The sequence below is a fragment of the Pseudomonas sp. LB3P93 genome (assembly GCF_054898025.1).
In genome coordinates, this window is sequence record NZ_CM142713.1 from 4,715,728 (window position 1) to 4,738,705 (window position 22,978).

Genomic DNA, 22,978 nt, shown 5'->3' on the forward strand with positions numbered 1-22,978 from the left:
GCTCGGCCTGGAAAAAAGGAGTAACCCCATGTTGATTCTCACCCGTCGAGTCGGCGAAACAATCCGCATCAACGACGACATCAGCGTCACTGTACTTGCCGTCACCGGCCAGCAAGTGCGTATCGGTATCACCGCGCCGGCCGCAGTCGAAGTTCACCGCGAAGAGATCTACCAGCGCATCCAGGCAGGTGTCCCACAGGTGAAAGGGGAAGCCCATGCCTAACTCACTCAAGCGACCGGTGATCGACCGAATCAGCATCGTGCTGCGCCCAGCTCATGGTCAGACACTGGAGCAGATCCAGCAGCACATTCAACTTGGTGCCCACGTTTCCATCGGCCGCGGATTGGCAGTAATAGCTGGAGCCAGCGACCGGGATGTGGTGACGCCAGCGATGGACGCTTCAGAGTTCTGCATCGACGATCACATCCAGATGGCTGTCGACGCAAACCGATACCGCTGGTTGCGTGACGGTGCGCTGGGTACTGGGTGCGCCAACGTGCCGATGGTGCGAATTGGGATGGGTGATCCGGTCGGCGGCGCCGATCTTGACCGAGAGACGGATGCGGCGCCTCTCAACTGGCCGATGGCGGATGACTTCGCGAATGAGGTGAGGGCATGAAGGTCTTGATCGTTTTCACCTTGCTACTCGCCTCCGGCCAAGCCAGCGCCTTCCAGGCCGAGCAAGTCATCAGCGTCCAGCACGACAGCCAGCGCGGCGTCACTTGCTGGATCGTGAACAACACCGGCATCAGCTGCTTGCCGGATAGTTCGCTCCCATAGAAGGCCACCCCATCAAGTGAGGCAGGCCGGGCTTCTCCGGTCAATTCAGCGTCGGACAAAGGCCAACCAGCGAAAACCCCGCTCCCACAGGATGAGAGGTTCCAGCTATGAGCGCGAGAGCACATAGGCCCACCGCCACGGGCAATGAGTTCGCCAGTTTGGGCGCGCGACTCGTCCGGCTCGGTCATGCGTTGCAGGAGCCAAGCACCACGGTACATGAGTTGGTCGCTTTGGCTATGGCGTGCGGCATCAAGCTAAAGATGCGTGCGATTGCTGAGTCGGAGGGGCGCAACGATGGCTAAGACAATTTTGCGGGTTCGCCAGGGCGCGATCGCCTACTACCTGAACGAGTCATCCACCGGCGCCAAGAACACTGGCCGGCGCTTCATCCTGAGCCGGACCAGTGACCATGGGAAGACGAAAGACGGTTGGGTCAAGGTCAACACTGGCGAGCACCAGGCGCTGGTGGATATTGCCGTAGATGCAGATCGGTTCGCCGCCTGCGCCTGCCTGTACGCAAGCAAGCCGCATCGTCCACACGTTGACCGTCACCACATCCGTGGACTGGCAGGCAAATGGGAGGGAGTGGCATTTCCAGCGCGCGTGACGCACGGTCGTGACGCGACACAAAACACGCATAACGAAAACGTGTCGCGACACGCAGGGGGTGACTGATGGGGGCTGCTGAAAAATTGCCCGAAGAGGACGGCCACGACAAGGTGACCGAGAAGCGGATGGCAGAGCTGGTGGGCACCACGGCGAAGGCGCTGCAGCGAAAGAGAGAGCGGAAGATTATTCCACAAGGCGTCTGGTCGAAGATTGATGGCCGGATCATGTACAGCAAAAGGAGATATGACGAATGGATAGAAAGCCTGTGGACCTGCCAGCCGGTGTTGAGCTTGTCGGCCGGTCAATCCGAATTCGCTTCTCCTGGAACAAGAAGCGTTGCTGCGAGACGCTCCCCTACCCTCAAACCCCGAAAGGAATCGCAGCTGCGGCGAGCCTTCGTACTCAGGTAAAGCAACTAGACAAGCTCGGCGCGCTGACCCCGCAGAAGTACGCCGAGATATTTCCGGGCACGCGCAGCTCAGAGGTCCAGAGCGTGCCGATTTTTTTCGACTATGCCCAGGACTGGCTCGACAGTCTCCAGATCGTCGAGAGCACGCGGAAAAATTACCGCTCGACTCTTCAAAACTATTGGGTGCCCTACCTGGCCGACAAGCCAATCGACAAGATCACGCCCGTGATCATGCGCAAGGTCGTCAATGACATTCAGTGGACTTCACCTGTCCGTCGAAAAAACGCAATCAGGTTGGTGACGACCATCTTCACCCAGGCCGTCCGCGACGAACTGATCGTCCGAAATCCGGCTGCTTCGATTCCGCCTACAAGAGTACCAAAGCGAGATCTCGATCCGTTCTCGCGCACCGAAGCTGATTTGATGATTGCCAAACTGTATGAACTGACGAGTGGTTTGCAGCAGATCTACGCCGTGTTTTTCGAGTTCTCCTTTTACACCGGCATGCGCCCGGGAGAGGCGATGGCTCTACGCTGGGCGGAAGTTGATATGCGCAAAAAAACTGCCCGCGTTTGTCGTATCCGCATATACGGAAAGATTCAAGAGCGAACCAAAACTAAGACATCGCGAGAAGTTTTATTGAACGATCGTGCATTCAAGGCGCTCGAAAAAGCCAGGCCACTTACAGCGGCGCGTTCTGATTATGTGTTCGCGCCGGAAGGATCGGGCGATAGAACAGAACTGTTCATCCGGTCTGAAACTGGTCCAAAACGCTACTGGTTGAGCGCGCTGCGAAAGTTAGGAATTCGGCATCGCAGGATGTATGACACGCGCCATACGTACGCAACGATGTGTTTGATGTCAGGCATGAACCCAGCATTCATTGCCGCGCAACTTGGACACAGCGTTCAAATGCTGCTTTCGACGTACGCCAAGTGGATCAGCTCGCCGAGCGATTGGGCAGAGCTTGAGAAGCTGGACAAAGTGGAAGGTGGTACAAAAACGGTACGAGCAAATCACCAGTAGCGACACACATGCCGAAATACAAAGGGCTTACAGTACATGTGCGGATTAGCTGGCGAGTTACGCTTTGATCAACAACCTGCGGACCTCGCGGCCGTTGAACGAATCACCCATCACCTGGCCCCTCGCGGTCCGGATGCGTGGGGCTTCCACAGCCAGGGGCCGATTGCCCTAGGCCACCGTCGCCTGAAAATCATGGACCTGTCGGACGGCTCGGCCCAGCCGATGGTCGACAACCAATTGGGCTTGTCCCTGGCCTTCAACGGCGCGATCTACAACTTTCCGGAACTGCGCACCGAGCTTGAAAGCCTCGGTTATGCCTTCTATTCCGGCGGTGACACCGAAGTGCTGCTCAAGGGTTATCACGCCTGGGGTGAAGCGCTGTTGCCGAAACTCAATGGCATGTTCGCCTTCGCCATTTGGGAGCGCGACGCCAAGCGTCTGTTTATCGCGCGTGACCGTCTCGGCGTGAAGCCGCTGTATCTGTCGCGCACCGGCCAGCGCCTGCGCTTTGCCTCGGCGTTGCCGGCGTTGCTCAAGGGCGGAGACATCAACCCGATCCTCGACCCGGTGGCGCTGAATCACTATCTGAATTTCCACGCGGTGGTTCCCGCCCCGCGCACTTTGCTGGCCGGCATCGAAAAACTGCCGCCCGCAACGTGGATGCGAATCGAGGCGGACGGCAGCACCGAGCAGAAAACCTGGTGGACCCTGCCCTACGGCCCAAACGCCGACGAGATGAACCTGACACTCGAAGACTGGCGCGACCGTGTACTCGACAGCACCCGCGACGCGGTGGCGATCCGTCAACGTGCCGCGGTGGACGTCGGCGTGCTGCTGTCGGGCGGTGTCGATTCGAGCATGCTGGTGGGCCTGTTGCGTGAAGTCGGCGTGGAAAACCTGTCGACCTTTTCCATCGGTTTCCAGGATGCTGGCGGCGAACGTGGCGATGAGTTCCAGTATTCGGACTTGATCGCCAAGCACTACAACACGCAGCACCACCAACTGCGCATCGACGAGAAAGAAATCATCGAACAGCTGCCAGCGGCGTTCCGCGCCATGAGCGAGCCGATGGTCAGCCATGACTGCATCGCCTTCTACCTGTTGTCCCGGGAAGTGGCCAAGCATTGCAAAGTGGTGCAGAGCGGCCAGGGTGCGGATGAGCTTTTCGCCGGTTATCACTGGTATCCGCAAGTCGATGGCGCTGACGATCCGTACGCTGCCTATCGCGATGCGTTCTTCGACCGCAGCTACGAGGATTACGCCGCCACCGTGCAACCGAAATGGCTGACGGCAAATGACGCTGCCGGCGACTTCGTGAAGGAACATTTCGCACAGCCCGGCGCCGATGCAGCGGTGGACAAAGCCCTGCGCCTGGACAGCACGGTGATGCTGGTAGACGACCCGGTCAAACGCGTCGACAACATGACCATGGCCTGGGGCCTGGAAGCGCGGACACCGTTTCTTGACTATCGCCTGGTGGAATTGTCAGCCCGGGTGCCCGGCAAATTCAAACTGCCGGATGGCGGCAAGCAAGTGTTGAAAGAAGCCGCGCGGCTGGTGATACCGAGTGAAGTGATCGATCGCAAAAAAGGCTACTTCCCGGTGCCTGGCCTGAAGCATTTGCAGGGCGATACGCTGAACTGGGTGCGCGAATTGCTGCTTGATCCAAGCCAGGATCGCGGCCTGTTCAACCCGGCCATGCTCGACCGCCTGCTGACCGATCCGCAAGGCCAGTTGACCCCGTTGCGCGGCTCCAAGCTGTGGCAATTGGCGGCCTTGAACCTGTGGCTCAGTGAACAAGGAATCTGATCGATGAAACCTCACGCCACGGCGTATAGCCAACGCCTGTTGCGCGGCCAGGCGCCCTCTTATGAACGCTTGCAGGCGCGCCTGGCCGAAGACGGCAGTGAACTGGGCGCGGCGCCGATTGCCGTGCATTGCGGCTGGGGTCGGTTGCTGATCGGCCATACATTTCCGGATCCGGCGAGCCTGGCCCAGGAGCTGCTCAACGAGCAGACCGGTGAGCGCGACATCGCCTTGTACGTTGCGGCGCCCCAGCAAGTGTTGGGGCTGGAGCCGGCTCAACTGTTTCTCGACCCCTCCGACACCTTGCGTTTGTGGTTCAGCGATTACCGTCAGTCAACCCGGGTTTTCCGCGGCTTTCGTATTCGCCGGGCCCAAAGCGAGACTGACTGGCAGGCGATCAATCAGCTGTACCAGGCGCGCGGCATGTTGCCGATCGATGCGAATCTGCTGACCCCGCGACATCAGGGCGGCCCGGTGTATTGGCTGGCCGAAGATGAAGACAGCGGCGCGATCATCGGCAGTGTCATGGGCCTCAATCATCACAAGGCGTTCAACGATCCGGAGAACGGCAGCAGCCTGTGGTGCCTGGCGGTCGATCCGCACTGTTCGCGACCCGGTGTCGGTGAAGTGCTGGTGCGGCACTTGATCGAGCACTTCATGAGCCGTGGGCTGAGTTACCTCGACCTGTCGGTTTTACACGATAACCGGCAGGCGAAAAGTCTTTACGCCAAGCTCGGCTTTCGCAACCTGTCGACCTTTGCCATCAAGCGCAAGAACGGCATCAATCAGCCGCTGTTTCTGGGCCCTGGCCCTGAAGCCGAGTTCAATCCGTATGCGCGGATCATTGTCGAGGAAGCCCATCGACGCGGGATTGATGTGCACGTCGATGACGCCGACGCCGGGATGTTCACCCTCAGTCATGGTGGGCGTCGGGTGCGTTGCCGCGAATCCCTGAGCGACCTGACCAGTGCCATCAGCATGAGCCTGTGCCAGGACAAAAGCCTGACGCACAAGGTGCTCAAGGCCGCCGGTTTGAACCTGCCCTCGCAGCAATTGGCCGGCAACGCCGATGAAAATCTTGCGTTTCTCGACGAACACGAGCAGGTGGTGGTCAAGCCACTGGATGGCGAGCAGGGTCAAGGCGTTGCGGTGGATTTGCAGACCATCGAAGACGTCCAGCAAGCGATCGAAACCGCCCGCCAGTTCGACAACCGTGTGCTGCTGGAAAGCTTCCACGAAGGTCTCGATTTGCGGATTGTGGTAATCGGTTTCGAGGTGGTCGCCGCGGCGATTCGCCGGCCCGCCGAAGTGGTGGGAGATGGTCAGCATTCCATCGGTGCCTTGATCGAAGCGCAGAGTCGGCGCCGGCAGGCAGCCACCAGCGGTGAAAGCAAAATCCCGCTGGACCATGAGACCGAGCGCACGTTGCAAGCGGCGGGTTATGACTACAGCAGCATTCTGCCGGCCGGAGAGCATCTGTTCGTACGGCGCACGGCGAATCTCCATACCGGTGGCGTACTTGAGGATGTCACGGCGATTTTGCATCCGACCCTGGTCGATGCCGCCGTGCGGGCTGCGCGGGCGCTGGACATTCCGATGGTCGGGCTCGACCTGATGGTGCCTGCCGCCGATCAACCGGAGTACGTGTTTATCGAAGCCAACGAACGCGCCGGACTGGCCAACCATGAGCCGCAGCCGACGGCTGAGCGGTTTGTGGATTTGTTGTTTCCGCATAGTCAGCCGGCGGGTTAGCTCCCTCCATGATCATTCCCACGCTCCCGCGTGGGAATGCCTCACCGGACGCTCCGCGTCCGCTCTTGGGACGCGGAGCGTCCCTGGCTGCATTCCCACGCAGAGCGTGGGAACGATCAGCGCTCAACTCATCAGGAGTTTCCATGACCCGCAAAATCCCGGAACCAGATCTCAACTACCTGCAAAAAGTCCTGCTGGAAATGCTCGCCATTCCCAGCCCGACCGGGTTTACCGACACCATCGTGCGCTACGTTGCCGAACGTCTCGAAGAGCTGGGCATCCCCTTTGAGATGACCCGGCGCGGCACAATCCGCGCGACCCTCAAGGGCAAGAAAAACAGCCCGGACCGGGCGGTTTCAGCTCACCTTGACACCATCGGTGCGGCGGTTCGCGCGGTGAAAGACAATGGACGCCTGACCCTCGCCCCGGTCGGTTGCTGGTCCAGCCGTTTTGCCGAGGGCAGCCGCGTCAGCCTCTTCACCGACAACGGTGTGATTCGCGGCAGCGTGTTGCCGCTGATGGCTTCCGGGCACGCGTTCAACACCGCCGTGGATGAAATGCCAATCAGCTGGGATCACGTCGAGTTGCGTCTGGACGCTTACTGCGCCACCCGCGCCGACTGCGATTCCCTGGGGATCAGCGTTGGCGATTTCGTCGCCTTCGACCCGCTGCCGGAATTCACTGAAAGCGGCCACATCAGCGCCCGTCACCTTGACGACAAGGCCGGCGTTGCGGCGCTGCTGGCGGCGATGAAAGCGATCGTCGACAGCGGTGAAGAGTTGATGATCGATTGTCATCCGCTGTTCACCATCACCGAGGAAACCGGCAGCGGCGCGGCCGCCGCCTTACCGTGGGACGTCAGCGAGTTCGTCGGCATCGACATCGCACCGGTTGCGCCCGGCCAGCATTCCAGTGAGCACGCTGTGAGCGTGGCAATGCAGGACTCCGGCGGTCCTTACGACTATCACCTGTCACGGCACCTGCTGAGATTGGCCAGTGAAAACGAGTTGCCGGTGCGCCGCGATCTGTTTCGCTATTACTTCAGCGATGCGCATTCGGCGGTCACCGCCGGGCACGACATTCGCACCGCCCTGCTCGCTTTCGGCTGCGATGCCACCCACGGTTACGAACGTACGCACATCGACAGCCTGGCGGCCTTGAGCCGTCTGCTCGGTGCCTACATCCTGAGCCCGCCGGTATTTGCCAGTGATGCGCAGCCTGCGAAAGGTTCGCTGGACCGGTTCAGTCATCAGATCGAGCATGACACGCAGATGGAAAGCGATACGCGAGTGCCTTCGGTGGATAGTCTGGTAGGCCAGCGAACAGATAGCTGATCCACGTATTGCGTCGCTTGGGCGATCGCCATCGCGGGCAAGCCCGCTCCCACAGGTTTAGCGTCCATCTGGACATAGTGATCGGCGCAAAACCTGTGGGAGCGTGGCTTGCCCGCGAAGACGTCAGATCAGGCAACACATCAGCTTGATGCTAGCCGCAACCGATCATTCGCCGTAGCATCGCGACATTGTTTAGCCGAGGTGCCTATGCTGATTCCCTACGACCAACTTGAAGTCGACACCCTGACCCGCCTGATCGAGGATTTCGTGACCCGCGACGGCACGGACAACGGTGACGACACGCCGCTGGAAACCCGCGTATTGCGTGTTCGCCAGGCATTGACCAAGGGTCAGGCGCTGATTGTTTTCGATCCGGACAGCGAGCAATGCCAGTTGATGCTCAAGCATGATGTGCCAAAGCACCTGTTCGACTGAGGCGCTCAGCGACCTTTGGTTTTCGCCAGTTTGATCTGGATGCGGTCATAGACTTCGGCCCGATGCACATTGACGTTTTGTGGCGCTTCGACGCCGAAGCGCACACTGCCGCCGTTGACGGCGATGATGCGCACTGAAATGTTGTCACCGATGGAAATCATCTCGCCCACAACGCGACTGAGTACAAGCATGGCATTCATCCTTCAGGGTTAACGGCCCTTGAAGATGCCCGTCACACAGCCGCGCTTCAATGCAACGACGGCAAATCAGTCCCGCCCTACAGCGCAGGACGACCCCCCCTTACGGAAACGTCTGACAATTCCTTTGAATACCGCTTCAGGATGCTGAGAAACGCGGGCCGAACAGAATCACGCTGGCCCCGATCACGCACAGCGCCACGCCCAGCCAGTCCGAGCCCAAGGGACGAATGCGCTCGACCACCGCCAGCCAACCGATCGACGCGACGATGTAAATGCCCCCATAGGCGGCATAGGCGCGACCGGCATAAGTCGCCTCGACACGGGTCAGTAACAGCGCGAACAACGTCAGGCTGAGCAGCGCCGGCACCACCCACCAAACGCTTTTACCTTGGCGCAGCCACATCCAGAACGCGAAGCAGCCGGCGATTTCGAACAGCGCCGCGAGAAAAAACCACAGGTAATTGAGCATGCAGACGTCTCGTGAGGATGGCCGGTTGCGGCCACCCTAACGACGGTGTTGCGCACGGGCAAGTTCAGCCTGCGTTTTGTTTGGCCTTGGCGCGCATTTTGTCGGCCATGGTGGTCATTTCGTTGTAGAGCAGTTGCGGGTTTTTCTGCTTGAGCGCCCAGGCCATGCGGCCCTGTTCATGGGGCAGGATCATGAATTCACCGGCGGCGACATGCTCATAGATGTAATCGGCAATGTCGGCCGCGGTGATCGGCGAACTTTCCAGCAACTTGCCAACCTGGGCTTTCATGGCCGGGGTCGGGCCACGGAAGGAATCCAGCAAGTTGGTCTGGAAGAACGACGGGCAAACCACGTGCACGCCCACTTCCTGCTGCGCCAGTTCGACCAGCAGGCTTTCGGACAAGGCCACCACGCCCGCCTTGGCCACGTTGTAGTTGCTCATGGCCGGGCCTTGCATCAGGGCGGCCATCGACGCGATGTTGATGATCTTGCCTTTGCTTTTTTCCAGCAGCGGCAGGAAGGCCTTGCAGCCCTTGACCACGCCCATCAGGTTGATTGCGATCTGCCAGTCCCAGTCTTCCAGGGACAGTTCACTGAAGAACCCACCCGAGGCCACGCCGGCGTTGTTGACGATGACATCGATGCCGCCAAGTTTCTCTTCGCACGCCTGAGCGAAAGCCGTCAGCTGGCTGTAATCGCGTACGTCGCAACGCTGGATAAAACCGTCGCCACCCGCGTCACGAACCAGTTTCAGGGTTTCCTGCAGACCGGGCTCGCTGACATCCGACAAGGCCAGCTGCCAGCCTTCACGCGCCCAACGCAGCGCGATTTCGCGACCCAGGCCTGAGCCCGCGCCAGTGATCATCATGCGATTTTGCATAGCAAACAGCCTTGTTGTTCCGGGGAAGATGCGCTGAGTGTAGCGAAGGACATTGCGCGACCCACGCTCCATCAGATTGCTGAATGGTCCGAGCAAACCACGGGAGCGCCCGAATCAACTAACACTGCAAAAAACGAAATAAAGGTTTCTTCGAAAAACATTAAAAAAACTTGGAATTTTCTGACACTCGCGAGAGTCGGATTTTGTAAGCGGCTCGGGATTATCACCGTCCAGCTGACAGTTAAAAGCTAGGTCAATCCAGAACACTTCCAACAAGGAAATAGACATGGGCACAATTCTTATCGTAATTCTGATTCTCCTGCTGGTAGGTGGTTTGCCGGTCTTCCCACACTCCAGAAGTTGGGGTTATGGCCCGTCAGGTATCATTGGCGTGGTGTTGGTGGTGCTGTTGATTCTGCTGTTACTTGGCAAGATTTAAAGGTTTAACACGCAAAAAAAAGAGGCCCTTGAAGGGCCTCTTTTTTATTGCGCCGAAAACTTAGTCCGGCTTGCCGTCAACCACACCGGCGGTGTTGTCGATCAGGCTTTTGGTGGCCGTCTGAATGAACGACTCAAGCTTTTGCTTCAGCGCCGCTTCGTCAGCCGACGCCGGAATCACTTCACCTTTCGGATTGGCACCCAGCTCGTACTGATAAAGCTTGGGCGGCATTTCCTTAGGCAGTACCAACACACGATCCGCGGTCAGCAACGCTACGGTTTGATCGCTACCCGATGGCTTGATCACGCCGAAGCCCTTGTCGCCTTCCGGTAGGTTCAGCAAGTCACGACCCCAGCACTGGTGAATCACGTCGCCGCCGATTCGACCCATGATGGTCGGCACAATGTCGATCTGAGTGCCCACGGTGTGGTCAACCTGACCGAACTTGTCTTGCACGCTCGGCCCGATCAGCAACATCGGTACGTTGAAACGGCCCAGGTCCATCTCGGTGATTTGCTGCTCGTTGCCGAAACCATGGTCGCCGACCACCACGAACAGGGTTTCCTTGAAGTACGGCTCTTTACGCGCCTTCTCGAAGAACTGACCCAGCGCCCAGTCGGAGTAACGCATGGCGGTCAAATGTTCGTTGAGGCTGCCACGGTCGGTCACGCGCTCGACCGGCAAAGGCGTCGGCAAGGCGTACGGCGTGTGGTTGGACAGGGTTTGCAGCAAGGCATAGAACGGTTTTTTGTCCTTGCCATCGCGGGCTTTCAACTCTTCCAGACCCCGGTTGAACATGTCCTGGTCGGACACGCCCCAGGTCGGGTCGGAGAACACCGGGTTAACGAAGTCGTTACGCCCGATGAAGTTGGTCATGCCCTGGTTGCTGAAGAAACCCGACTGGTTGTCCCAGGCGAAGTCGCCGTTGTAGACGTACACATCGTCGTAGTCACGGGCGCTGAGCAACTGTGGCAGGCCGGACAGTTTGTGGCTGCCTTCCGGGGTCTGCATCAGGTATTCGAAACCTGGCAGGTTCGGGAAGCAGGCCATGGTGGCAAACATGCCCTGGTGGGTGTGGGTGCCGTTGGAGAAGAAGCGATCGAACAGCAGACCTTCTTTCGACAGTTTGTCGAAGTAAGGCGTGACGTTACCCGGACGACCCAGCGCGCCCACCGAATGACCGGCGAAGCTTTCCATCAGGATCACAACCACGTTCTTGATCGGCAGGGTCTTGTCAGCGGCCGGGGAGTAGTTACGACGCACGGCCGCGGTTTCGCCATCCACCAGTTTGTCGCTTGGGGTCAGCAACATATCGCGGACGGTCTGCTGGGCCAGTGGCTGTTCTACTGTGGCTTTCCAGATGTTGTCGCGTTCTTCGGACATCCGGCTCTTGGCCGCCGCGATCAGTGACAGCGTGCCGTTAAGGCCCAACTGGTTGGCGAAGTTCGAGTCGGTGGTGTAGACGTCACCCCAACGCATCGGCGGGCCCTGACGCAGGGTGCCACGAGCAGCGACTACGCAGACCAGCAGGCAGACTATGAATACGACGCTGCGCGCATACCACGGGGCGATCTGGCGCGTGCCGATGCTGCCGCCGCTGAACGGACCGCGTGGACGGGTCGCACGGTCGGCGCCCTTGAATGCGAGGGTCAGGATCAACGTGCCGAACGCCCAGGCCAGCAGGTAGCGAACCACGGGAAAACCATACCAGAGCATGCTCATCACGGTTTTCGGGTCTTCCTTCACGTACTGGAAGACCAGGCCGTTGAGGCGCTGGTGAAACTCGCGGTAGAAATCCATCTCCATCAGGCCGAGGAACAGCGCGATGCTCGAGGCAATGGTCAGCCAGAAGCGGAAGAACCCGCGAGCGGCCATGGCCCGGGCGCTGAACAACGCCAGAATCAACGGAATGCTGAGGTAGACCACCAGGCGCAGGTCGAAACGCAGGCCATTGGCGAACGCCTCAAAAAAGGTCGAGGCCGGTGTGTCGAGGATCATCTCGCGGTTGTAGACCAGCAGCGCGACGCGCAGCAGGCTGAACATGACCATCATGACCAAGGCGCACAACAGCGTGTAGGCCAGATGCGATTTGACGGTCGGTTGCAGCAGGCGACTAGAGGCTCGCTGCTGATTCAGGGCGTCCGGGATTGCCATGTCGTTTTAGGACCCATTGGAAGTTGAAGTTTCAAAAGTAAAGCGGCGCCCTGCCCTCTGTTGGCCATTTCTCGGCCCCGGGGCTTGCGCGGTGCGCAAATGTTGCACGATCACCCGCAGCATTGCCATTGATAAGTGCCCGCAATGCTGACGCGGGCGAATTGTCTTGGAGGCATTGTGAAAATTTCGTGCAACGCATATCCGGAAACAAAATAAACCGCCGCCCCTCATAGAAAACGCAAACGCCCCGAAAGATCGGGGCGTTTGATGAAACAGCGCGCGGTTACTTCTCGGCGCGTTCTTTCAGGGCTTTGAGCGTGTTGAAAGGCGCATCGACCACGAATTTGTTGGCGACCATCGATGGGATGCTGCCGCCTGGCTCGGTGTGCACCTGGTAGGTCACCTCGACCTGGTCACCCTTGGGGACGAACTTCCAGAAACCGTCGACCTTGGTGACCCGCACGAAACCCTTTTCCTCAGGAATGTACTTCGGCACGCCTTCGAGCTTGCGGGTCAGGCTGCCATCCGCACCTTCGGTGGTGGTGATATGCAGCACCGAATCACGAGGAGTGACCGGCCACGGGGTGTTGAATTGGGTGTAGGTCCAGTTCTGATCACCTTCGTGCTTGAGCAGCTTCTGGGTCTTGCATTCGTGAATCCAGGCGCAGGCGCCAGACACGTCTTCCTGCAGCGCGCGCAATTTGGCCATGGTGGTCTTCATCAGGGTAACGCCCTGGTAGGCCTTGTAATCGGAACCGGCCACTTCGCTCAGGGACACCTTGATGCCGTCTTCATTCTTGGCAACTTTCCAGTCCTCGGCCTGGGCGGCCGTGGCGGCCAGCACGACCGTCAAACCACACAGCACAGCCATACGATGCAGCGAACCCATAGTGTTATTCCTTATTGTTGAAGTTCCGTTCGTAGAACACATCACGCAGCCGTCATTTGCTCCCACCAACCCAACAGCTTGATCGCTTCGTCACCGCTGCTTCCGCAGACTTCGACGTCGGCCTCAAACGCCGAGCACACGGCAGGACGTTTTGGATCGCCGAAAATGCTGCACAGGTTATCGACAGACAGTTGGACGCAACGTTCTCCAGCGGCTTTGCCACCGGGCATACCGGGAATCGGTGAACTGATGGAAGGGGCAATGCAACAGGCGCCACAGCCTTCACGGCATTTCATGACGACGAGCTCCTCGCGACGGGCGATGTGTTGATAGACGAGGCACAGAGTAACCGCTAAAACAGTTGTTTAAAATTACCTGAGCCGGGGTTTTTTCGCCGAAACGGACGTGACTGACCAGTCTCCGACAAAGCGTCTGGCCAGCAGGTCACAGATGGGAAGAAATTACCGCTTGAACTCGAATTCCAGCGCCGCGCCTTCGACTTCACGGCGCTCTTCGTTTCGCAGTTGCAACTGCATTTCGTTGCTGATCAGCCTTCCATTGAGCTGAAACGGCGCGCTCTTGTCACCGAACATTTGTGGCAACACAGCGTCGCGCCGTGGCAATGGGACCGTACCGATCGGTTTTAGCTCCTCCGCCATGTCCTGGGGCAGACTCAAATCCAGGTCGACCGTAGGAAGCTTGGTTTTCACGACCTCACTGGCGGGTTTGGACTTGGAGGCAATCGGCGGTCGTTTTTTCCCCACTGCTGCTTTCTTTTTGACCGGCGCGGTGTTCTTTTTGACCGCAGCGGCTTTCTTGACGACCGCTGATTTTTTCGAGGCTTCGCTGCTGGCTGCCGGTTTTTCCTGAGTGGAAGCCGCCATGACGCCTTGGGCATGAACGGTCATGAAGAGACAGATCGATAGGCAGACGGCAGGAAAAATCGGTTTCATGGACCCAACGACGCTAACGGCAGAGGGCCATATGCTCGCCTGTTGTACGCAACAAGACAAGCACGTGTACGAAACGACCAGCCGTTCTGTCAGAAGCCGCCGGCCATCTCCTGGCAGAGCTGGGTGGCCAGCATCCCCAACGTCATCAATGCGCGTTCGGCTTCACGGTTCCAGGGCGTGCCGCAGTTCAGGCGAATGCAGTGATTGAACTGCTCGGTGTTACTGAAAATCAGCCCCGGCGCGATGCTTATACCCTGCTGCAACGCCCGTACATGCAATTCCTGAGTGTTGACCCGCCCCGGCAAACTGACCCACAGAATGAAGCCGCCCGTGGGCCGGGTCATCTGCGTGCCTTCCGGGAAATACTGCTGAACGGCCAGCTGGAAGGCGCTGAGGTTCTTGCGGTATTCCTGACGGATGTAACGCAGGTGACGGTCGTAACCGCCATTCTCCAGGTAGGCGGCGATGCCCATTTGCGTGACGCTGCACGCCGAATGCGTACTGAACGTCTGCAAACGCTGAATCTCTTGCTGGTATTTGCCGGCGATCATCCAGCCAATCCGCACGCCGGGTGACAGGGTTTTGGAGAAGCTTGAGCAATAGATCACCCGATCCAGCCTGTCGTAGGCTTTAAGCGATTTGGTCCGGCCTTGTTCGAACATCAACTCGCCGTAGATATCGTCCTCAACGATCTGGATATCGAAATCCGAGGCCAGGCGCAGCAGTTGTTTCTGCCGCTCCTCAGGCATGGTGCCGCCCAGTGGATTACTCAGACGAGTGGTCAGTACCAGCGCCTTGATCGACCACTGGTTGGCCGCCAATTGCAGGGCTTCGAGGCTCATGCCGGTGGCCGGATCGCTGGGGATCTCGATGACTTTGAGACCCAGCAGGTCGGCCAGTTGCAGCAAACCATAATAAGTCGGCGACTCGGCGGCGATCAGGTCGCCCGGCCGGGTCAGCACACGAAGCGACATCTGCAGTGCATCGACACAGCCGTGGGTGATGACCACTTCGGACGGATCGACCACCACGCCGGCATCACGCATGCGAATCGCCACTTGTCGGCGCAACGGTTCAAAACCGGGGCTGAACATGTAGCTGAAGGCACGCGGGCTATGGAAGCGGGTGACCTTGGCCAATTGCTGATGCAAGGCGCGAACCGGCAGATAGTCGACGCTCGGCACCGCTGCGCCCAATGGGAAAACGCCTTCGCGACGGGATTCGACCAGCACTTGCTGAATAATGCTGCTGCGGGTGACCAGACCGGGCCGCTCGACTCGGGCAATGTCCGGCGTTGGCGCCGTCAGGGCCGGCGTCTGGTGCACGTAATAACCCGACTGCGGTCGGGCGCGGATCAACCCTTGATCCTCAAGATTGGCGTAGGCCTGCAAAACGGTCGCGTGGCTGACGTTGAGCTGCGAGCTCATCTTGCGCACCGAAGGCACACGTTCCCCCGGTTGATAGACACCACGACGGATGTCTTCGGCCAGTTGCTGAGCAATACGTTGGTAGAGCAATAGATTGGTCATGACGCAGCACTCGATTTCACGGGCATTTTATTCTTGTGTGAAACAATACCGGAACAGTTTAGAAGTGTACTGGGACAGTTGCCACAATAGTCGACCGTACAGTGCAGTGTCAGCAAAAACTGTACTGCTTTTATTGGCATGGCGAGAGGCAATTGGCAGGTACAAAAAAACCCGGCACTGTCGGGCAGGCCGGGTTTTCCAGTAACGCAGCCCTTATCGGGCGGCGCCGAGCTGGCCTTTTTCGTCGGAGAACACAATTTCCACCCGACGGTTCTGTGCGCGACCACGCTCGGAAGCGTTCACGTCCACCGGGTATTCATCGCCGTAACCTTCGACTTTGATACGTTTGTCGTCGATACCCAGATCGATCAGCACGTCTGCCACCGATTGCGCACGGTCACGGGACAGTTTGAGGTTGTCCTGCTTGCCGCCCGTGCTGTCGGTGTAGCCCTCGATCCGGACCACACGCTTGGGATTGAGCTGCAGGAACTGAACGATCTTCAGCACCACGCGGTTCGCCGAACTCTTCAGCTCCGCTTCGCCGGTGTCGAACAGCACATCGCCCAGAGTCATCACCAGACCACGGTCGGTCTGTGTGGTTGCCAAGGCAACAATCTGTTCTTCGAGCCATTTGCCCTGCTGCTGCACGCTGAGCAACTTGGACTCGCGCAGGGCCAGTTGCAGGCGCTGACGTTCCAGTTCGAGCTTCGCCGCACGCTCTTCGTTGAGTACCTGATTGGTGTGCTCACGGGCGATTTCGCTGTAGCGCTGGCTCAGGTAGGCGTAATGCACCACATCCGAGCCGCTGCCCCAATAGCTGGAAAGGCGATCGGCGCGGGCCAGGGACTCGCCGGCACGGATCACGTCCTTGGGCGCGATTCGCAGCACATTGGAGTCTTCCTTGACCTTCTGGAAATCAGTTCCGGCCTGTTGCAGCACGGCCTCGCTGTGTTGGCCGGCGCAGCCGTAAAGGCTAGCGCAACCTGCCAGGATCAAACCGCTGAGTGCTTTGGACTTGAGGCTCATTGGGCATCTCCCAGTTGCTTGCGCAGACGAGTGATGCGGGTGTTGAGCACGTTCAGCTGCTCCTCGCTCTTGAGGGTCAGCACCTTGGCTTCGGCCAGGCGCGCGTCCAGTTCGGCTTGTTCGGCACGCATACGCGCATGTCTGTAGGACTGATCCGTCATGTCGCCCTGGGCACGGGAAAACTTGTCTTCGGCCAGTTTCATCTCCGGCACTTCTTCGGAGGTGGCGCCCACGGCTTTGGCTTGTACGAGCGCCTGTTCGGTCAAGCGTATTTGTTCATTCGGCGCCGGATCGGCTGCACAACCCGCCAGAGCCAGAACGGCCAGGGCAGCGAAAAGAGGTCGAATACTCACTAAAAATCCCTACTGTTTTGGGGTACTGACGGGTAGTTGCGGTGGCTGCTGTTGCTGCTGCGCTTTCCAGCGTTCGATATTGCGTTGCAGCACGGCCTCCGTCAGTCCGGACGCGGGCAATTCTGTCATCTTTTTGGCCAGCTGTCCGCGCAACCACGGATCGTTGCAAGCGGAGTTATGGGAAACCGCGAGGAACAGGCCGGGTTTGTCGACCGGTTGGGGGCGAGCGATCAGGTCGTTGGCCATGCTCAGGGTTTGCGCGGCGGCCATGCCCGAGTAGCGTCCCGCGAGGACAAATTCCACCTCGCCCAACAGCAATTTCTGAAAGGCCTGGGTCAGGTTCGGCGTACGCAAGAGGGTCAATTGCTGCTCGGCGAAAGTGCCGAATGCCTGGGTCATTCGAGACTTTTCCGACACGGCACCGGGATGGCCGTGGAGGTCTTGCACTTCGTTGTAGAGCAATGCTGAGTCTTTTCGAGTCCAGACCAGATAATCGTTTTCCAGCAGCGGCGGATGGATGTAGTCCAGGGTGGCCAGCTCGCTGACAGTCAACGGCGCATCAGCAAGCATGTCCATGCGCCCGCTGCGCACCTCGTCCAGGGCCTGGGCGCGTTTGCCGGCGTAAAGCAGTTCGACCTTGATGCCCAGCTCACCTGCCACGTGTTGCAACAGGTCAGCACTGGCACCGATCAACTGCTTGGGGTTTTGCGGGTCTTGCCACAAGTACGGCGGCGCGTCCGGGCTGCCGGTCACCACCAGGCGTTCGCACTTGCCGGCGGCCACGGCCAACGCCGGCAGCACCGTCAGCCCCAGCAGTAATGACCAGCCACACACGCGGCGCAAATCCATGGCGACACTCTCCCACTCAAATCCGGAACAAAAAAAAGCCCGACCAAAAGGTCGGGCTCTTTATAAGTCAAGCGACTGGATTAGACCAGCTTCTCGAACTCGGGGATGGCTTCGAACAGGTCTGCCACCAGGCCGTAATCGGCCACCTGGAAGATCGGCGCTTCTTCGTCCTTGTTGATCGCAACGATCACTTTGGAGTCTTTCATGCCGGCCAGGTGCTGGATCGCGCCGGAGATACCGACGGCGATGTACAGCTGTGGAGCAACGATCTTGCCGGTCTGACCGACCTGCATGTCGTTGGGTACGAAACCTGCGTCGACCGCGGCGCGGGAAGCACCGACGGCAGCGCCCAGCTTGTCGGCCAGGGCGTACAGGTGTTTGAAGTTGTCGCCGTTCTGCATGCCGCGACCGCCGGAGACGACGATTTTGGCAGCGGTCAGTTCCGGACGATCGGACTTGGCCAGTTCTTCACCAACGAAGCTCGAAATACCCGCATCGTGAGCAGCAGCAACCGCTTCAACAGCGGCCGAACCACCTTCAGCAGCAACCGGGTCGAAACCGGTGGCACGCACGGTGATCACTTTGACCGCAGCGTTCGATTGAACGGTCGCGATCGCGTTACCGGCGTAGATCGGGCGCTTGAAGGTGTCAGCGCTTTCAACCGAGATGATCTCGGAGATCTGGTCAACGTCCAGCTGAGCGGCAACGCGCGGCAGGATGTTTTTGCCGTTGGAAGTAGCGGCAGCCAGGACGTGGCTGTAGCCCTTGCCCAACTCTGCAACCAGCGGCGCGACGTTTTCCGGCAACTGGTGAGCGTAGGCGGCGTTGTCGGCCACCAACACTTTCGTCACGCCAGCGATTTTCGCAGCGGCTTCAGCCACGGCGCCAACGCCCAGGCCTGCAACCAGAACGTGGATGTCACCGCCGATTTTGGCGGCAGCAGCCACGGTGTTGAGCGTGGCCGGGGCCACTACTTTGTTGTCGTGTTCAGCAATAACCAAGATAGTCATTTAGATTACCTTCGCTTCGTTTTTCAGTTTCTCGACCAGTTCAGCCACCGACTTGACCTTGATACCCGCGCTGCGTGCAGCAGGCGCTTCGACTTTCAGGGTCTTGTTGGTGGAGGCGGTAGAAACGCCCAAAGCGTCCGGAGTCAGCACTTCGAGAGGCTTCTTCTTGGCTTTCATGATGTTTGGCAGGGACGCGTAGCGCGGCTCGTTCAAACGCAGGTCGGTGGTGACGATGGCCGGCAGTTTCAGGGAAACCGTCTGCGCGCCGCCGTCGACTTCGCGAGTCACGGCAACGGTGTCGCCGCTGATTTCGACTTTCGAAGCGAAAGTGCCCTGACCGTAGCCGCTCAATGCAGCGAGCATCTGGCCAGTCTGGTTGTTGTCGCTGTCGATGGCTTGTTTGCCAAGGATCACCAGCTGAGGCTGTTCCTTGTCGACAACAGCTTTCAACAGCTTGGCAACGGCCAGCGACGTCAGGTCTTCGGCGGATTCGACGAGGATGGCGCGATCAGCACCCAGAGCCAGCGCGGTGCGCAGTTGCTCTTGAGCGGTGGTCGGGCCGATGGAGACGACGACGATTTCAGTCGCAACGCCTTTCTCTTTCAGGCGTACGGCTTCTTCCACTGCGATTTCGCAGAACGGGTTCATCGACATCTTGACGTTGGCGAGGTCGACGCCGGAATTGTCCGCCTTGACGCGAACCTTGACGTTGTAATCCACAACGCGTTTGACAGCTACAAGAACCTTCATGGATTCCTCGTTACTCTCCGGTGAAAAGAAAGTCGCCTAGGCGAACCTGGCGGTTTGATGCTCATCGGCGCAAGGGCACCTCTAAAAACGCTGGCAGGTGTATCGGGTGAACCTTGCTCACGAGGCGAATGACCGTTCGTCAGAGGTGACCGACAAGTCATTCATGATCGCGGCGTGTAAACTGCGCACCAAACCTGCGCGGCGCATCACCTTGTACTGCCATCGCCCTGTCTTTAGAGGTGCTCTTGAAACCTACAGTCAGCCTACGGCGAGCGCAAAACCGACCGTATCTTGACCGGAACGCCTATTCCGGTCAATACGGCAAAATAGCCGTTCATAAGCCGCGTGACTTTGATTTCTCTGGCCTTGAGCCAATTCAAACAAACGTTTGTATTGGACGCTAGGAGTGGTGTAGATATAATGCGCCACCCAGAGAGAAAGGTGGTCTATCGATTGTCCTGTTCCGCGCATTGCGCAGGAATTCATGGATGCGACACCAAACCTCCAATCAGAAAAAAAACTGTTGAGCCTTGAGTAGGAGATAGCCTGTGGAACGCGAATACATGGAATTCGACGTGGTCATCGTCGGTGCCGGCCCCGCGGGTCTTTCCGCCGCCTGCCGCTTGAAGCAGAAGGCTGCTGAAGCCGGCAAGGAAATCAGCGTCTGCGTGGTCGAAAAAGGCTCCGAGGTCGGTGCGCACATTTTGTCCGGCGCGATCTTCGAACCCCGCGCCCTGAACGAATTGTTCCCGGACTGGAAAGAACTTGGCGCGCCGCTGAACACGCCGGTTACCCGCGATGACATCTTCGTGCTGAAAAACGCCGACAGCGCGCAAAAAATTCCTGACTTCTTTGTGCCCAAGACCATGCACAACGATGGCAACTACATCATCTCCCTGGGCAACCTGTGCCGCTGGCTGGCTCAGCAGGCCGAAAACCTGGGCGTAGAAATCTACCCTGGCTTCGCCGCTCAGGAAGCGCTGTTCGACGAGAACGGTGTGGTTCGCGGGATCATCACCGGCGATCTGGGTGTTGACCGCGAAGGCAATCCGAAAGAAGGCCTGTACACCCCGGGCATGGAACTGCGCGGCAAGTACACGCTGTTCGCCGAAGGTTGCCGTGGCCACATCGGCAAGCAACTGATCAAGCGCTTCAACCTCGACAGCGAAGCCGACGCCCAGCACTACGGCATCGGCCTGAAAGAAATCTGGGAAGTCGACCCGGCCAAGCATCAGCCAGGCCTGGTCGTCCACACTGCCGGTTGGCCGATGGACATTATGGGCACCGAGAACACCGGCGGCTCGTTCCTCTATCACCTGGAAAACAACCAGGTTGTAGTCGGTCTGATCGTCGATCTTTCCTACAGCAACACGTACCTGTCGCCGTTCGATGAGTTCCAGCGCCTCAAGCATCACCCGGTGCTCAAGCAGTACCTGGAAGGCGGCAAGCGCATCAGCTACGGCGCACGCGCCATCTGCAAAGGCGGCCTGAACTCGCTGCCGAAAATGGTCTTCAAGGGCGGCGCGCTGATCGGTTGCGACCTCGGCACCCTGAACTTTGCCAAGATCAAAGGCAGCCACACCGCGATGAAGTCCGGCATGCTCGCCGCTGAATCCGTGGCCGAGGCGCTGTTCGCTGAAAAGGACGGCACCGAAGAGCTGACCACTTACGTCGACGCGTTTAAGAAGAGCTGGCTCTACGACGAACTGTTCGCCAGCCGCAACTTCGGCCCGGCGATCCACAAGTTCGGCGCCATCGTCGGCGGCGGTTTCAACTGGCTGGACCAGAACATCTTCGGCGGCAAACTGCCGTTCACCTTGCACGACAACAAGCCGGACTACGCGTGCCTCAAGCTCGCGGCCGACTGCAAGAAGATCGACTACCCGAAACCGGACGGCAAGATCAGCTTCGACAAACTCAGCTCGGTGTTCATCTCCGGTACTAACCACGAAGAAGAACAGCCGTGCCACCTGAAGCTGACCGATCCTAGCATTCCGATCGCCAAGAACCTGCCGATGTACGATGAGCCTGCCCAGCGTTACTGCCCGGCCGGCGTGTACGAAGTAGTGACCAAGGAAGACGGCGAGAAGCGCTTCCAGATCAACGCCCAGAACTGCGTTCACTGCAAGACCTGCGACATCAAGGACCCTGCACAGAACATCACCTGGGTGGCACCGGAAGGTGCTGGCGGCCCGACTTACCCGAACATGTAAGCCGAACGCCTGAACATCAAGGCTCCCGGAATGGGGGCCTTTTTGTTGCCCGAAATTAATGATCACACACCACCTCTGTAGGAGCCGGCTTGCTGGCGATAGCGGTGTAGCAGTCGAAATAAATGCTCTCTGTCACACCGCTATCGCCAGCAAGCCGGCTCCTACAAGGGTCCATCGGCGTGTCAGGCAGCGCGCTCATCCCCGGGATTACGCTCGAAGTAACGCTTGTACTCGCGGCTAAATTGCGACGTGCTCTGATACCCCACCCGATGCGCCACCTGCGCCACGCCCAAACCCTCGGTGACCAGCAACGTCTGCGCCTTGAGCAAACGCAGACGCTTCAAATACTGCACCGGCGACAACAACGTGCTGCGCTTGAAATGCTCATGAAACGTCGACGCACTCATGTTTGCGCAACTGGCCAGGATTTCCACATTCAACGGCTCGGTGAAATGCCCGTGCAGATGGTTGAGCGAAGCTGCAATTCGGGCGAACTGCCCCTGCTGCTCCACCAGCGCACGCAACACATCGGCTTGCGGACCGCGCAATGCAACGAACAACAATTCCCGAAGCCGTGCCGGCCCCATGATCTGGCATTCCAGCGGATCGTGCAGGCAACGCAACAGCCGCTCCACGCAACCGCGCATCCCGTCGTCGAGCACCGCTGACGTCATGGATTCCGGCGTTTGCGCAGGAATCGTGCGCCCCGGCAGCACCAGCCCCATGGCCAACACCAGCTCCCCGAGCAGCACTCGGTCGATGGCAATGGACACTCCGAGCATTGGCCCACCCGGCGCCGAAAACGTTTCGCACTCAAAAGGCACCGGCAATGCTTGAATCAAGTAGTGACCGGCGCCGTACTCCAGCGTACGAGGCCCCAGATACGCCAGTTTGCTGCCTTGGGCGATGATGACCAGGCTTGGCTCGTAAATCTGCGGGCCACGGGCCACATCGCAACTGGCCCGTAAAACCTGCACGCCCGGCAACGCCGTAGGGGCGAAACCGTCGCGAGTGGTCAAAGGTTCAATCAGCGAAACCAGCGTGGCATTGGCATCGAGATGACGAGTTAACAACATGAGAGCTCTTCACAAAAAAAGTCACGAAAAATGGGA

25 protein-coding genes are annotated in these 22,978 nt (G+C 58.9%); 11 read left to right on the forward strand and 14 right to left on the reverse strand.

Annotation, left to right across the window (positions count from 1 at the left end):
• Positions 1 to 28: 28 nt before the first annotated feature.
• From csrA (ACYZT8_RS21340) to ACYZT8_RS21380, 9 genes are all read left to right on the forward strand, one after another.
• Complete coding sequence (gene csrA / locus ACYZT8_RS21340; protein WP_102594662.1) at positions 29 to 223, forward strand: carbon storage regulator CsrA; 195 nt, start codon at positions 29 to 31, stop codon at positions 221 to 223.
• On the forward strand, positions 216 to 620 hold the full coding sequence (locus ACYZT8_RS21345) for a hypothetical protein (protein ID WP_461975716.1): 405 nt from the start codon (positions 216 to 218) through the stop codon (positions 618 to 620). Before csrA (ACYZT8_RS21340) ends, ACYZT8_RS21345 begins: the two co-directional genes overlap by 8 nt.
• Positions 617 to 781, forward strand: coding sequence for a hypothetical protein (locus ACYZT8_RS21350; protein ID WP_461975718.1), 165 nt, complete (start codon positions 617 to 619; stop codon positions 779 to 781). The genes ACYZT8_RS21345 and ACYZT8_RS21350 overlap by 4 nt, the downstream gene beginning before the upstream one ends.
• Before the next feature lie 294 nt (positions 782 to 1,075).
• Positions 1,076 to 1,456 carry a hypothetical protein gene (locus ACYZT8_RS21355; protein WP_461975720.1) on the forward strand — a complete coding sequence of 127 codons (381 nt, stop codon included), beginning with the start codon at positions 1,076 to 1,078 and terminating at the stop codon, positions 1,454 to 1,456.
• Positions 1,457 to 1,640: 184 nt separating this feature from the next.
• Positions 1,641 to 2,825, forward strand: a complete 1,185-nt coding sequence (locus ACYZT8_RS21360; RefSeq protein ID WP_461975722.1) for a tyrosine-type recombinase/integrase — start codon at positions 1,641 to 1,643, stop codon at positions 2,823 to 2,825.
• 36 nt (positions 2,826 to 2,861) lie between these two features.
• Positions 2,862 to 4,634 (forward strand): N-acetylglutaminylglutamine amidotransferase, encoded by a 1,773-nt coding sequence (locus ACYZT8_RS21365; RefSeq protein ID WP_461975724.1) that lies wholly within the window; start codon positions 2,862 to 2,864, stop codon positions 4,632 to 4,634.
• 3 nt (positions 4,635 to 4,637) lie between these two features.
• Positions 4,638 to 6,383, forward strand: coding sequence for an N-acetylglutaminylglutamine synthetase (ngg, locus tag ACYZT8_RS21370; RefSeq protein WP_461975726.1), 1,746 nt, complete (start codon positions 4,638 to 4,640; stop codon positions 6,381 to 6,383).
• 143 nt (positions 6,384 to 6,526) lie between these two features.
• A complete protein-coding gene (locus ACYZT8_RS21375) occupies positions 6,527 to 7,717 on the forward strand; it encodes an osmoprotectant NAGGN system M42 family peptidase (protein ID WP_461975728.1) in 1,191 nt (396 codons plus the stop codon).
• 207 nt (positions 7,718 to 7,924) lie between these two features.
• On the forward strand, positions 7,925 to 8,152 hold the full coding sequence (locus ACYZT8_RS21380) for a YheU family protein (protein ID WP_010461751.1): 228 nt from the start codon (positions 7,925 to 7,927) through the stop codon (positions 8,150 to 8,152).
• A gap of 5 nt (positions 8,153 to 8,157) precedes the next feature.
• On the opposite strand, the gene csrA (ACYZT8_RS21385) is transcribed toward ACYZT8_RS21380, so the two are convergent.
• The 3 genes from csrA (ACYZT8_RS21385) to ACYZT8_RS21395 form a co-directional block, all read right to left on the reverse strand.
• Complete coding sequence (gene csrA, locus ACYZT8_RS21385) at positions 8,158 to 8,343, reverse strand: carbon storage regulator CsrA (RefSeq protein WP_131061343.1); 186 nt, start codon at positions 8,341 to 8,343, stop codon at positions 8,158 to 8,160.
• 145 nt (positions 8,344 to 8,488) lie between these two features.
• Positions 8,489 to 8,821, reverse strand: a complete 333-nt coding sequence (locus tag ACYZT8_RS21390) for a YnfA family protein (RefSeq protein ID WP_131061342.1) — start codon at positions 8,819 to 8,821, stop codon at positions 8,489 to 8,491.
• A gap of 64 nt (positions 8,822 to 8,885) precedes the next feature.
• The gene (locus tag ACYZT8_RS21395) at positions 8,886 to 9,701 is read right to left on the reverse strand and encodes an SDR family oxidoreductase (RefSeq protein WP_461975730.1); all 816 of its coding nucleotides are present in this window, start codon (positions 9,699 to 9,701) and stop codon (positions 8,886 to 8,888) included.
• Positions 9,702 to 9,981: 280 nt separating this feature from the next.
• Between ACYZT8_RS21395 and ACYZT8_RS21400 the strand changes: the two genes are divergently transcribed.
• Positions 9,982 to 10,140 (forward strand): DUF3309 family protein, encoded by a 159-nt coding sequence (locus ACYZT8_RS21400; RefSeq protein ID WP_169858239.1) that lies wholly within the window; start codon positions 9,982 to 9,984, stop codon positions 10,138 to 10,140.
• 60 nt (positions 10,141 to 10,200) lie between these two features.
• Here ACYZT8_RS21400 and ACYZT8_RS21405 read toward each other — a convergent pair whose 3' ends face one another.
• The 10 genes from ACYZT8_RS21405 to ACYZT8_RS21450 form a co-directional block, all read right to left on the reverse strand.
• Entirely contained in the window at positions 10,201 to 12,294 is a 2,094-nt protein-coding gene (locus ACYZT8_RS21405) for an LTA synthase family protein (protein ID WP_461975731.1), read from the reverse strand.
• Positions 12,295 to 12,577: 283 nt separating this feature from the next.
• Positions 12,578 to 13,183, reverse strand: a complete 606-nt coding sequence (locus ACYZT8_RS21410) for an START domain-containing protein (protein WP_461975732.1) — start codon at positions 13,181 to 13,183, stop codon at positions 12,578 to 12,580.
• 41 nt (positions 13,184 to 13,224) lie between these two features.
• The gene (locus tag ACYZT8_RS21415) at positions 13,225 to 13,479 is read right to left on the reverse strand and encodes a YkgJ family cysteine cluster protein (RefSeq protein WP_461975734.1); all 255 of its coding nucleotides are present in this window, start codon (positions 13,477 to 13,479) and stop codon (positions 13,225 to 13,227) included.
• Between the two features lie 165 nt (positions 13,480 to 13,644).
• On the reverse strand, positions 13,645 to 14,136 hold the full coding sequence (locus ACYZT8_RS21420) for a translation initiation factor 2 (RefSeq protein ID WP_461975736.1): 492 nt from the start codon (positions 14,134 to 14,136) through the stop codon (positions 13,645 to 13,647).
• An 89-nt stretch (positions 14,137 to 14,225) separates the two neighbouring features.
• Positions 14,226 to 15,665, reverse strand: a complete 1,440-nt coding sequence (locus ACYZT8_RS21425) for an aminotransferase-like domain-containing protein (RefSeq protein WP_028620632.1) — start codon at positions 15,663 to 15,665, stop codon at positions 14,226 to 14,228.
• 213 nt (positions 15,666 to 15,878) lie between these two features.
• Positions 15,879 to 16,691, reverse strand: coding sequence for an OmpA family protein (locus ACYZT8_RS21430; RefSeq protein WP_461975738.1), 813 nt, complete (start codon positions 16,689 to 16,691; stop codon positions 15,879 to 15,881).
• Positions 16,688 to 17,044, reverse strand: coding sequence for a DUF4398 domain-containing protein (locus ACYZT8_RS21435; RefSeq protein WP_461975740.1), 357 nt, complete (start codon positions 17,042 to 17,044; stop codon positions 16,688 to 16,690). Before ACYZT8_RS21435 ends, ACYZT8_RS21430 begins: the two co-directional genes overlap by 4 nt.
• Before the next feature lie 9 nt (positions 17,045 to 17,053).
• Positions 17,054 to 17,893: a substrate-binding periplasmic protein gene (locus ACYZT8_RS21440; protein ID WP_461975742.1), complete on the reverse strand. Its 840-nt coding sequence runs from the start codon at positions 17,891 to 17,893 to the stop codon at positions 17,054 to 17,056.
• A gap of 80 nt (positions 17,894 to 17,973) precedes the next feature.
• A complete protein-coding gene (locus ACYZT8_RS21445; RefSeq protein WP_461975744.1) occupies positions 17,974 to 18,903 on the reverse strand; it encodes an electron transfer flavoprotein subunit alpha/FixB family protein in 930 nt (309 codons plus the stop codon).
• Positions 18,904 to 19,653: an electron transfer flavoprotein subunit beta/FixA family protein gene (locus ACYZT8_RS21450; RefSeq protein WP_461975746.1), complete on the reverse strand. Its 750-nt coding sequence runs from the start codon at positions 19,651 to 19,653 to the stop codon at positions 18,904 to 18,906.
• A gap of 548 nt (positions 19,654 to 20,201) precedes the next feature.
• Here ACYZT8_RS21450 and ACYZT8_RS21455 point away from each other — a divergent pair.
• Positions 20,202 to 21,866 (forward strand): electron transfer flavoprotein-ubiquinone oxidoreductase, encoded by a 1,665-nt coding sequence (locus ACYZT8_RS21455; protein WP_461975748.1) that lies wholly within the window; start codon positions 20,202 to 20,204, stop codon positions 21,864 to 21,866.
• Between the two features lie 182 nt (positions 21,867 to 22,048).
• Here ACYZT8_RS21455 and ACYZT8_RS21460 read toward each other — a convergent pair whose 3' ends face one another.
• A complete protein-coding gene (locus ACYZT8_RS21460; RefSeq protein WP_461975750.1) occupies positions 22,049 to 22,942 on the reverse strand; it encodes an AraC family transcriptional regulator in 894 nt (297 codons plus the stop codon).
• Between the last annotated feature and the right edge of the window lie 36 nt (positions 22,943 to 22,978).

Excerpts from the sequence above, each read along its gene's own strand:
- csrA (WP_102594662.1), top strand. The coding sequence starts at position 29 with ATGTTGATTCTCACCCGTCGAGTCGGCGAAACAATCCGCATCAACGAC.
- ACYZT8_RS21345 (WP_461975716.1), top strand. The coding sequence starts at position 216 with ATGCCTAACTCACTCAAGCGACCGGTGATCGACCGAATCAGCATCGTG.
- ACYZT8_RS21350 (WP_461975718.1), top strand. The coding sequence starts at position 617 with ATGAAGGTCTTGATCGTTTTCACCTTGCTACTCGCCTCCGGCCAAGCC.
- ACYZT8_RS21355 (WP_461975720.1), top strand. The coding sequence starts at position 1,076 with ATGGCTAAGACAATTTTGCGGGTTCGCCAGGGCGCGATCGCCTACTAC.
- ACYZT8_RS21360 (WP_461975722.1), top strand. The coding sequence starts at position 1,641 with ATGGATAGAAAGCCTGTGGACCTGCCAGCCGGTGTTGAGCTTGTCGGC.
- ACYZT8_RS21365 (WP_461975724.1), top strand. The coding sequence starts at position 2,862 with ATGTGCGGATTAGCTGGCGAGTTACGCTTTGATCAACAACCTGCGGAC.
- ngg (WP_461975726.1), top strand. The coding sequence starts at position 4,638 with ATGAAACCTCACGCCACGGCGTATAGCCAACGCCTGTTGCGCGGCCAG.
- ACYZT8_RS21375 (WP_461975728.1), top strand. The coding sequence starts at position 6,527 with ATGACCCGCAAAATCCCGGAACCAGATCTCAACTACCTGCAAAAAGTC.
- ACYZT8_RS21380 (WP_010461751.1), top strand. The coding sequence starts at position 7,925 with ATGCTGATTCCCTACGACCAACTTGAAGTCGACACCCTGACCCGCCTG.
- csrA (WP_131061343.1), bottom strand. The coding sequence starts at position 8,343 with ATGCTTGTACTCAGTCGCGTTGTGGGCGAGATGATTTCCATCGGTGAC.
- ACYZT8_RS21390 (WP_131061342.1), bottom strand. The coding sequence starts at position 8,821 with ATGCTCAATTACCTGTGGTTTTTTCTCGCGGCGCTGTTCGAAATCGCC.
- ACYZT8_RS21395 (WP_461975730.1), bottom strand. The coding sequence starts at position 9,701 with ATGCAAAATCGCATGATGATCACTGGCGCGGGCTCAGGCCTGGGTCGC.
- ACYZT8_RS21405 (WP_461975731.1), bottom strand. The coding sequence starts at position 12,294 with ATGGCAATCCCGGACGCCCTGAATCAGCAGCGAGCCTCTAGTCGCCTG.
- ACYZT8_RS21410 (WP_461975732.1), bottom strand. The coding sequence starts at position 13,183 with ATGGGTTCGCTGCATCGTATGGCTGTGCTGTGTGGTTTGACGGTCGTG.
- ACYZT8_RS21415 (WP_461975734.1), bottom strand. The coding sequence starts at position 13,479 with ATGAAATGCCGTGAAGGCTGTGGCGCCTGTTGCATTGCCCCTTCCATC.
- ACYZT8_RS21420 (WP_461975736.1), bottom strand. The coding sequence starts at position 14,136 with ATGAAACCGATTTTTCCTGCCGTCTGCCTATCGATCTGTCTCTTCATG.
- ACYZT8_RS21425 (WP_028620632.1), bottom strand. The coding sequence starts at position 15,665 with ATGACCAATCTATTGCTCTACCAACGTATTGCTCAGCAACTGGCCGAA.
- ACYZT8_RS21430 (WP_461975738.1), bottom strand. The coding sequence starts at position 16,691 with ATGAGCCTCAAGTCCAAAGCACTCAGCGGTTTGATCCTGGCAGGTTGC.
- ACYZT8_RS21440 (WP_461975742.1), bottom strand. The coding sequence starts at position 17,893 with ATGGATTTGCGCCGCGTGTGTGGCTGGTCATTACTGCTGGGGCTGACG.
- ACYZT8_RS21445 (WP_461975744.1), bottom strand. The coding sequence starts at position 18,903 with ATGACTATCTTGGTTATTGCTGAACACGACAACAAAGTAGTGGCCCCG.
- ACYZT8_RS21450 (WP_461975746.1), bottom strand. The coding sequence starts at position 19,653 with ATGAAGGTTCTTGTAGCTGTCAAACGCGTTGTGGATTACAACGTCAAG.
- ACYZT8_RS21460 (WP_461975750.1), bottom strand. The coding sequence starts at position 22,942 with ATGTTGTTAACTCGTCATCTCGATGCCAATGCCACGCTGGTTTCGCTG.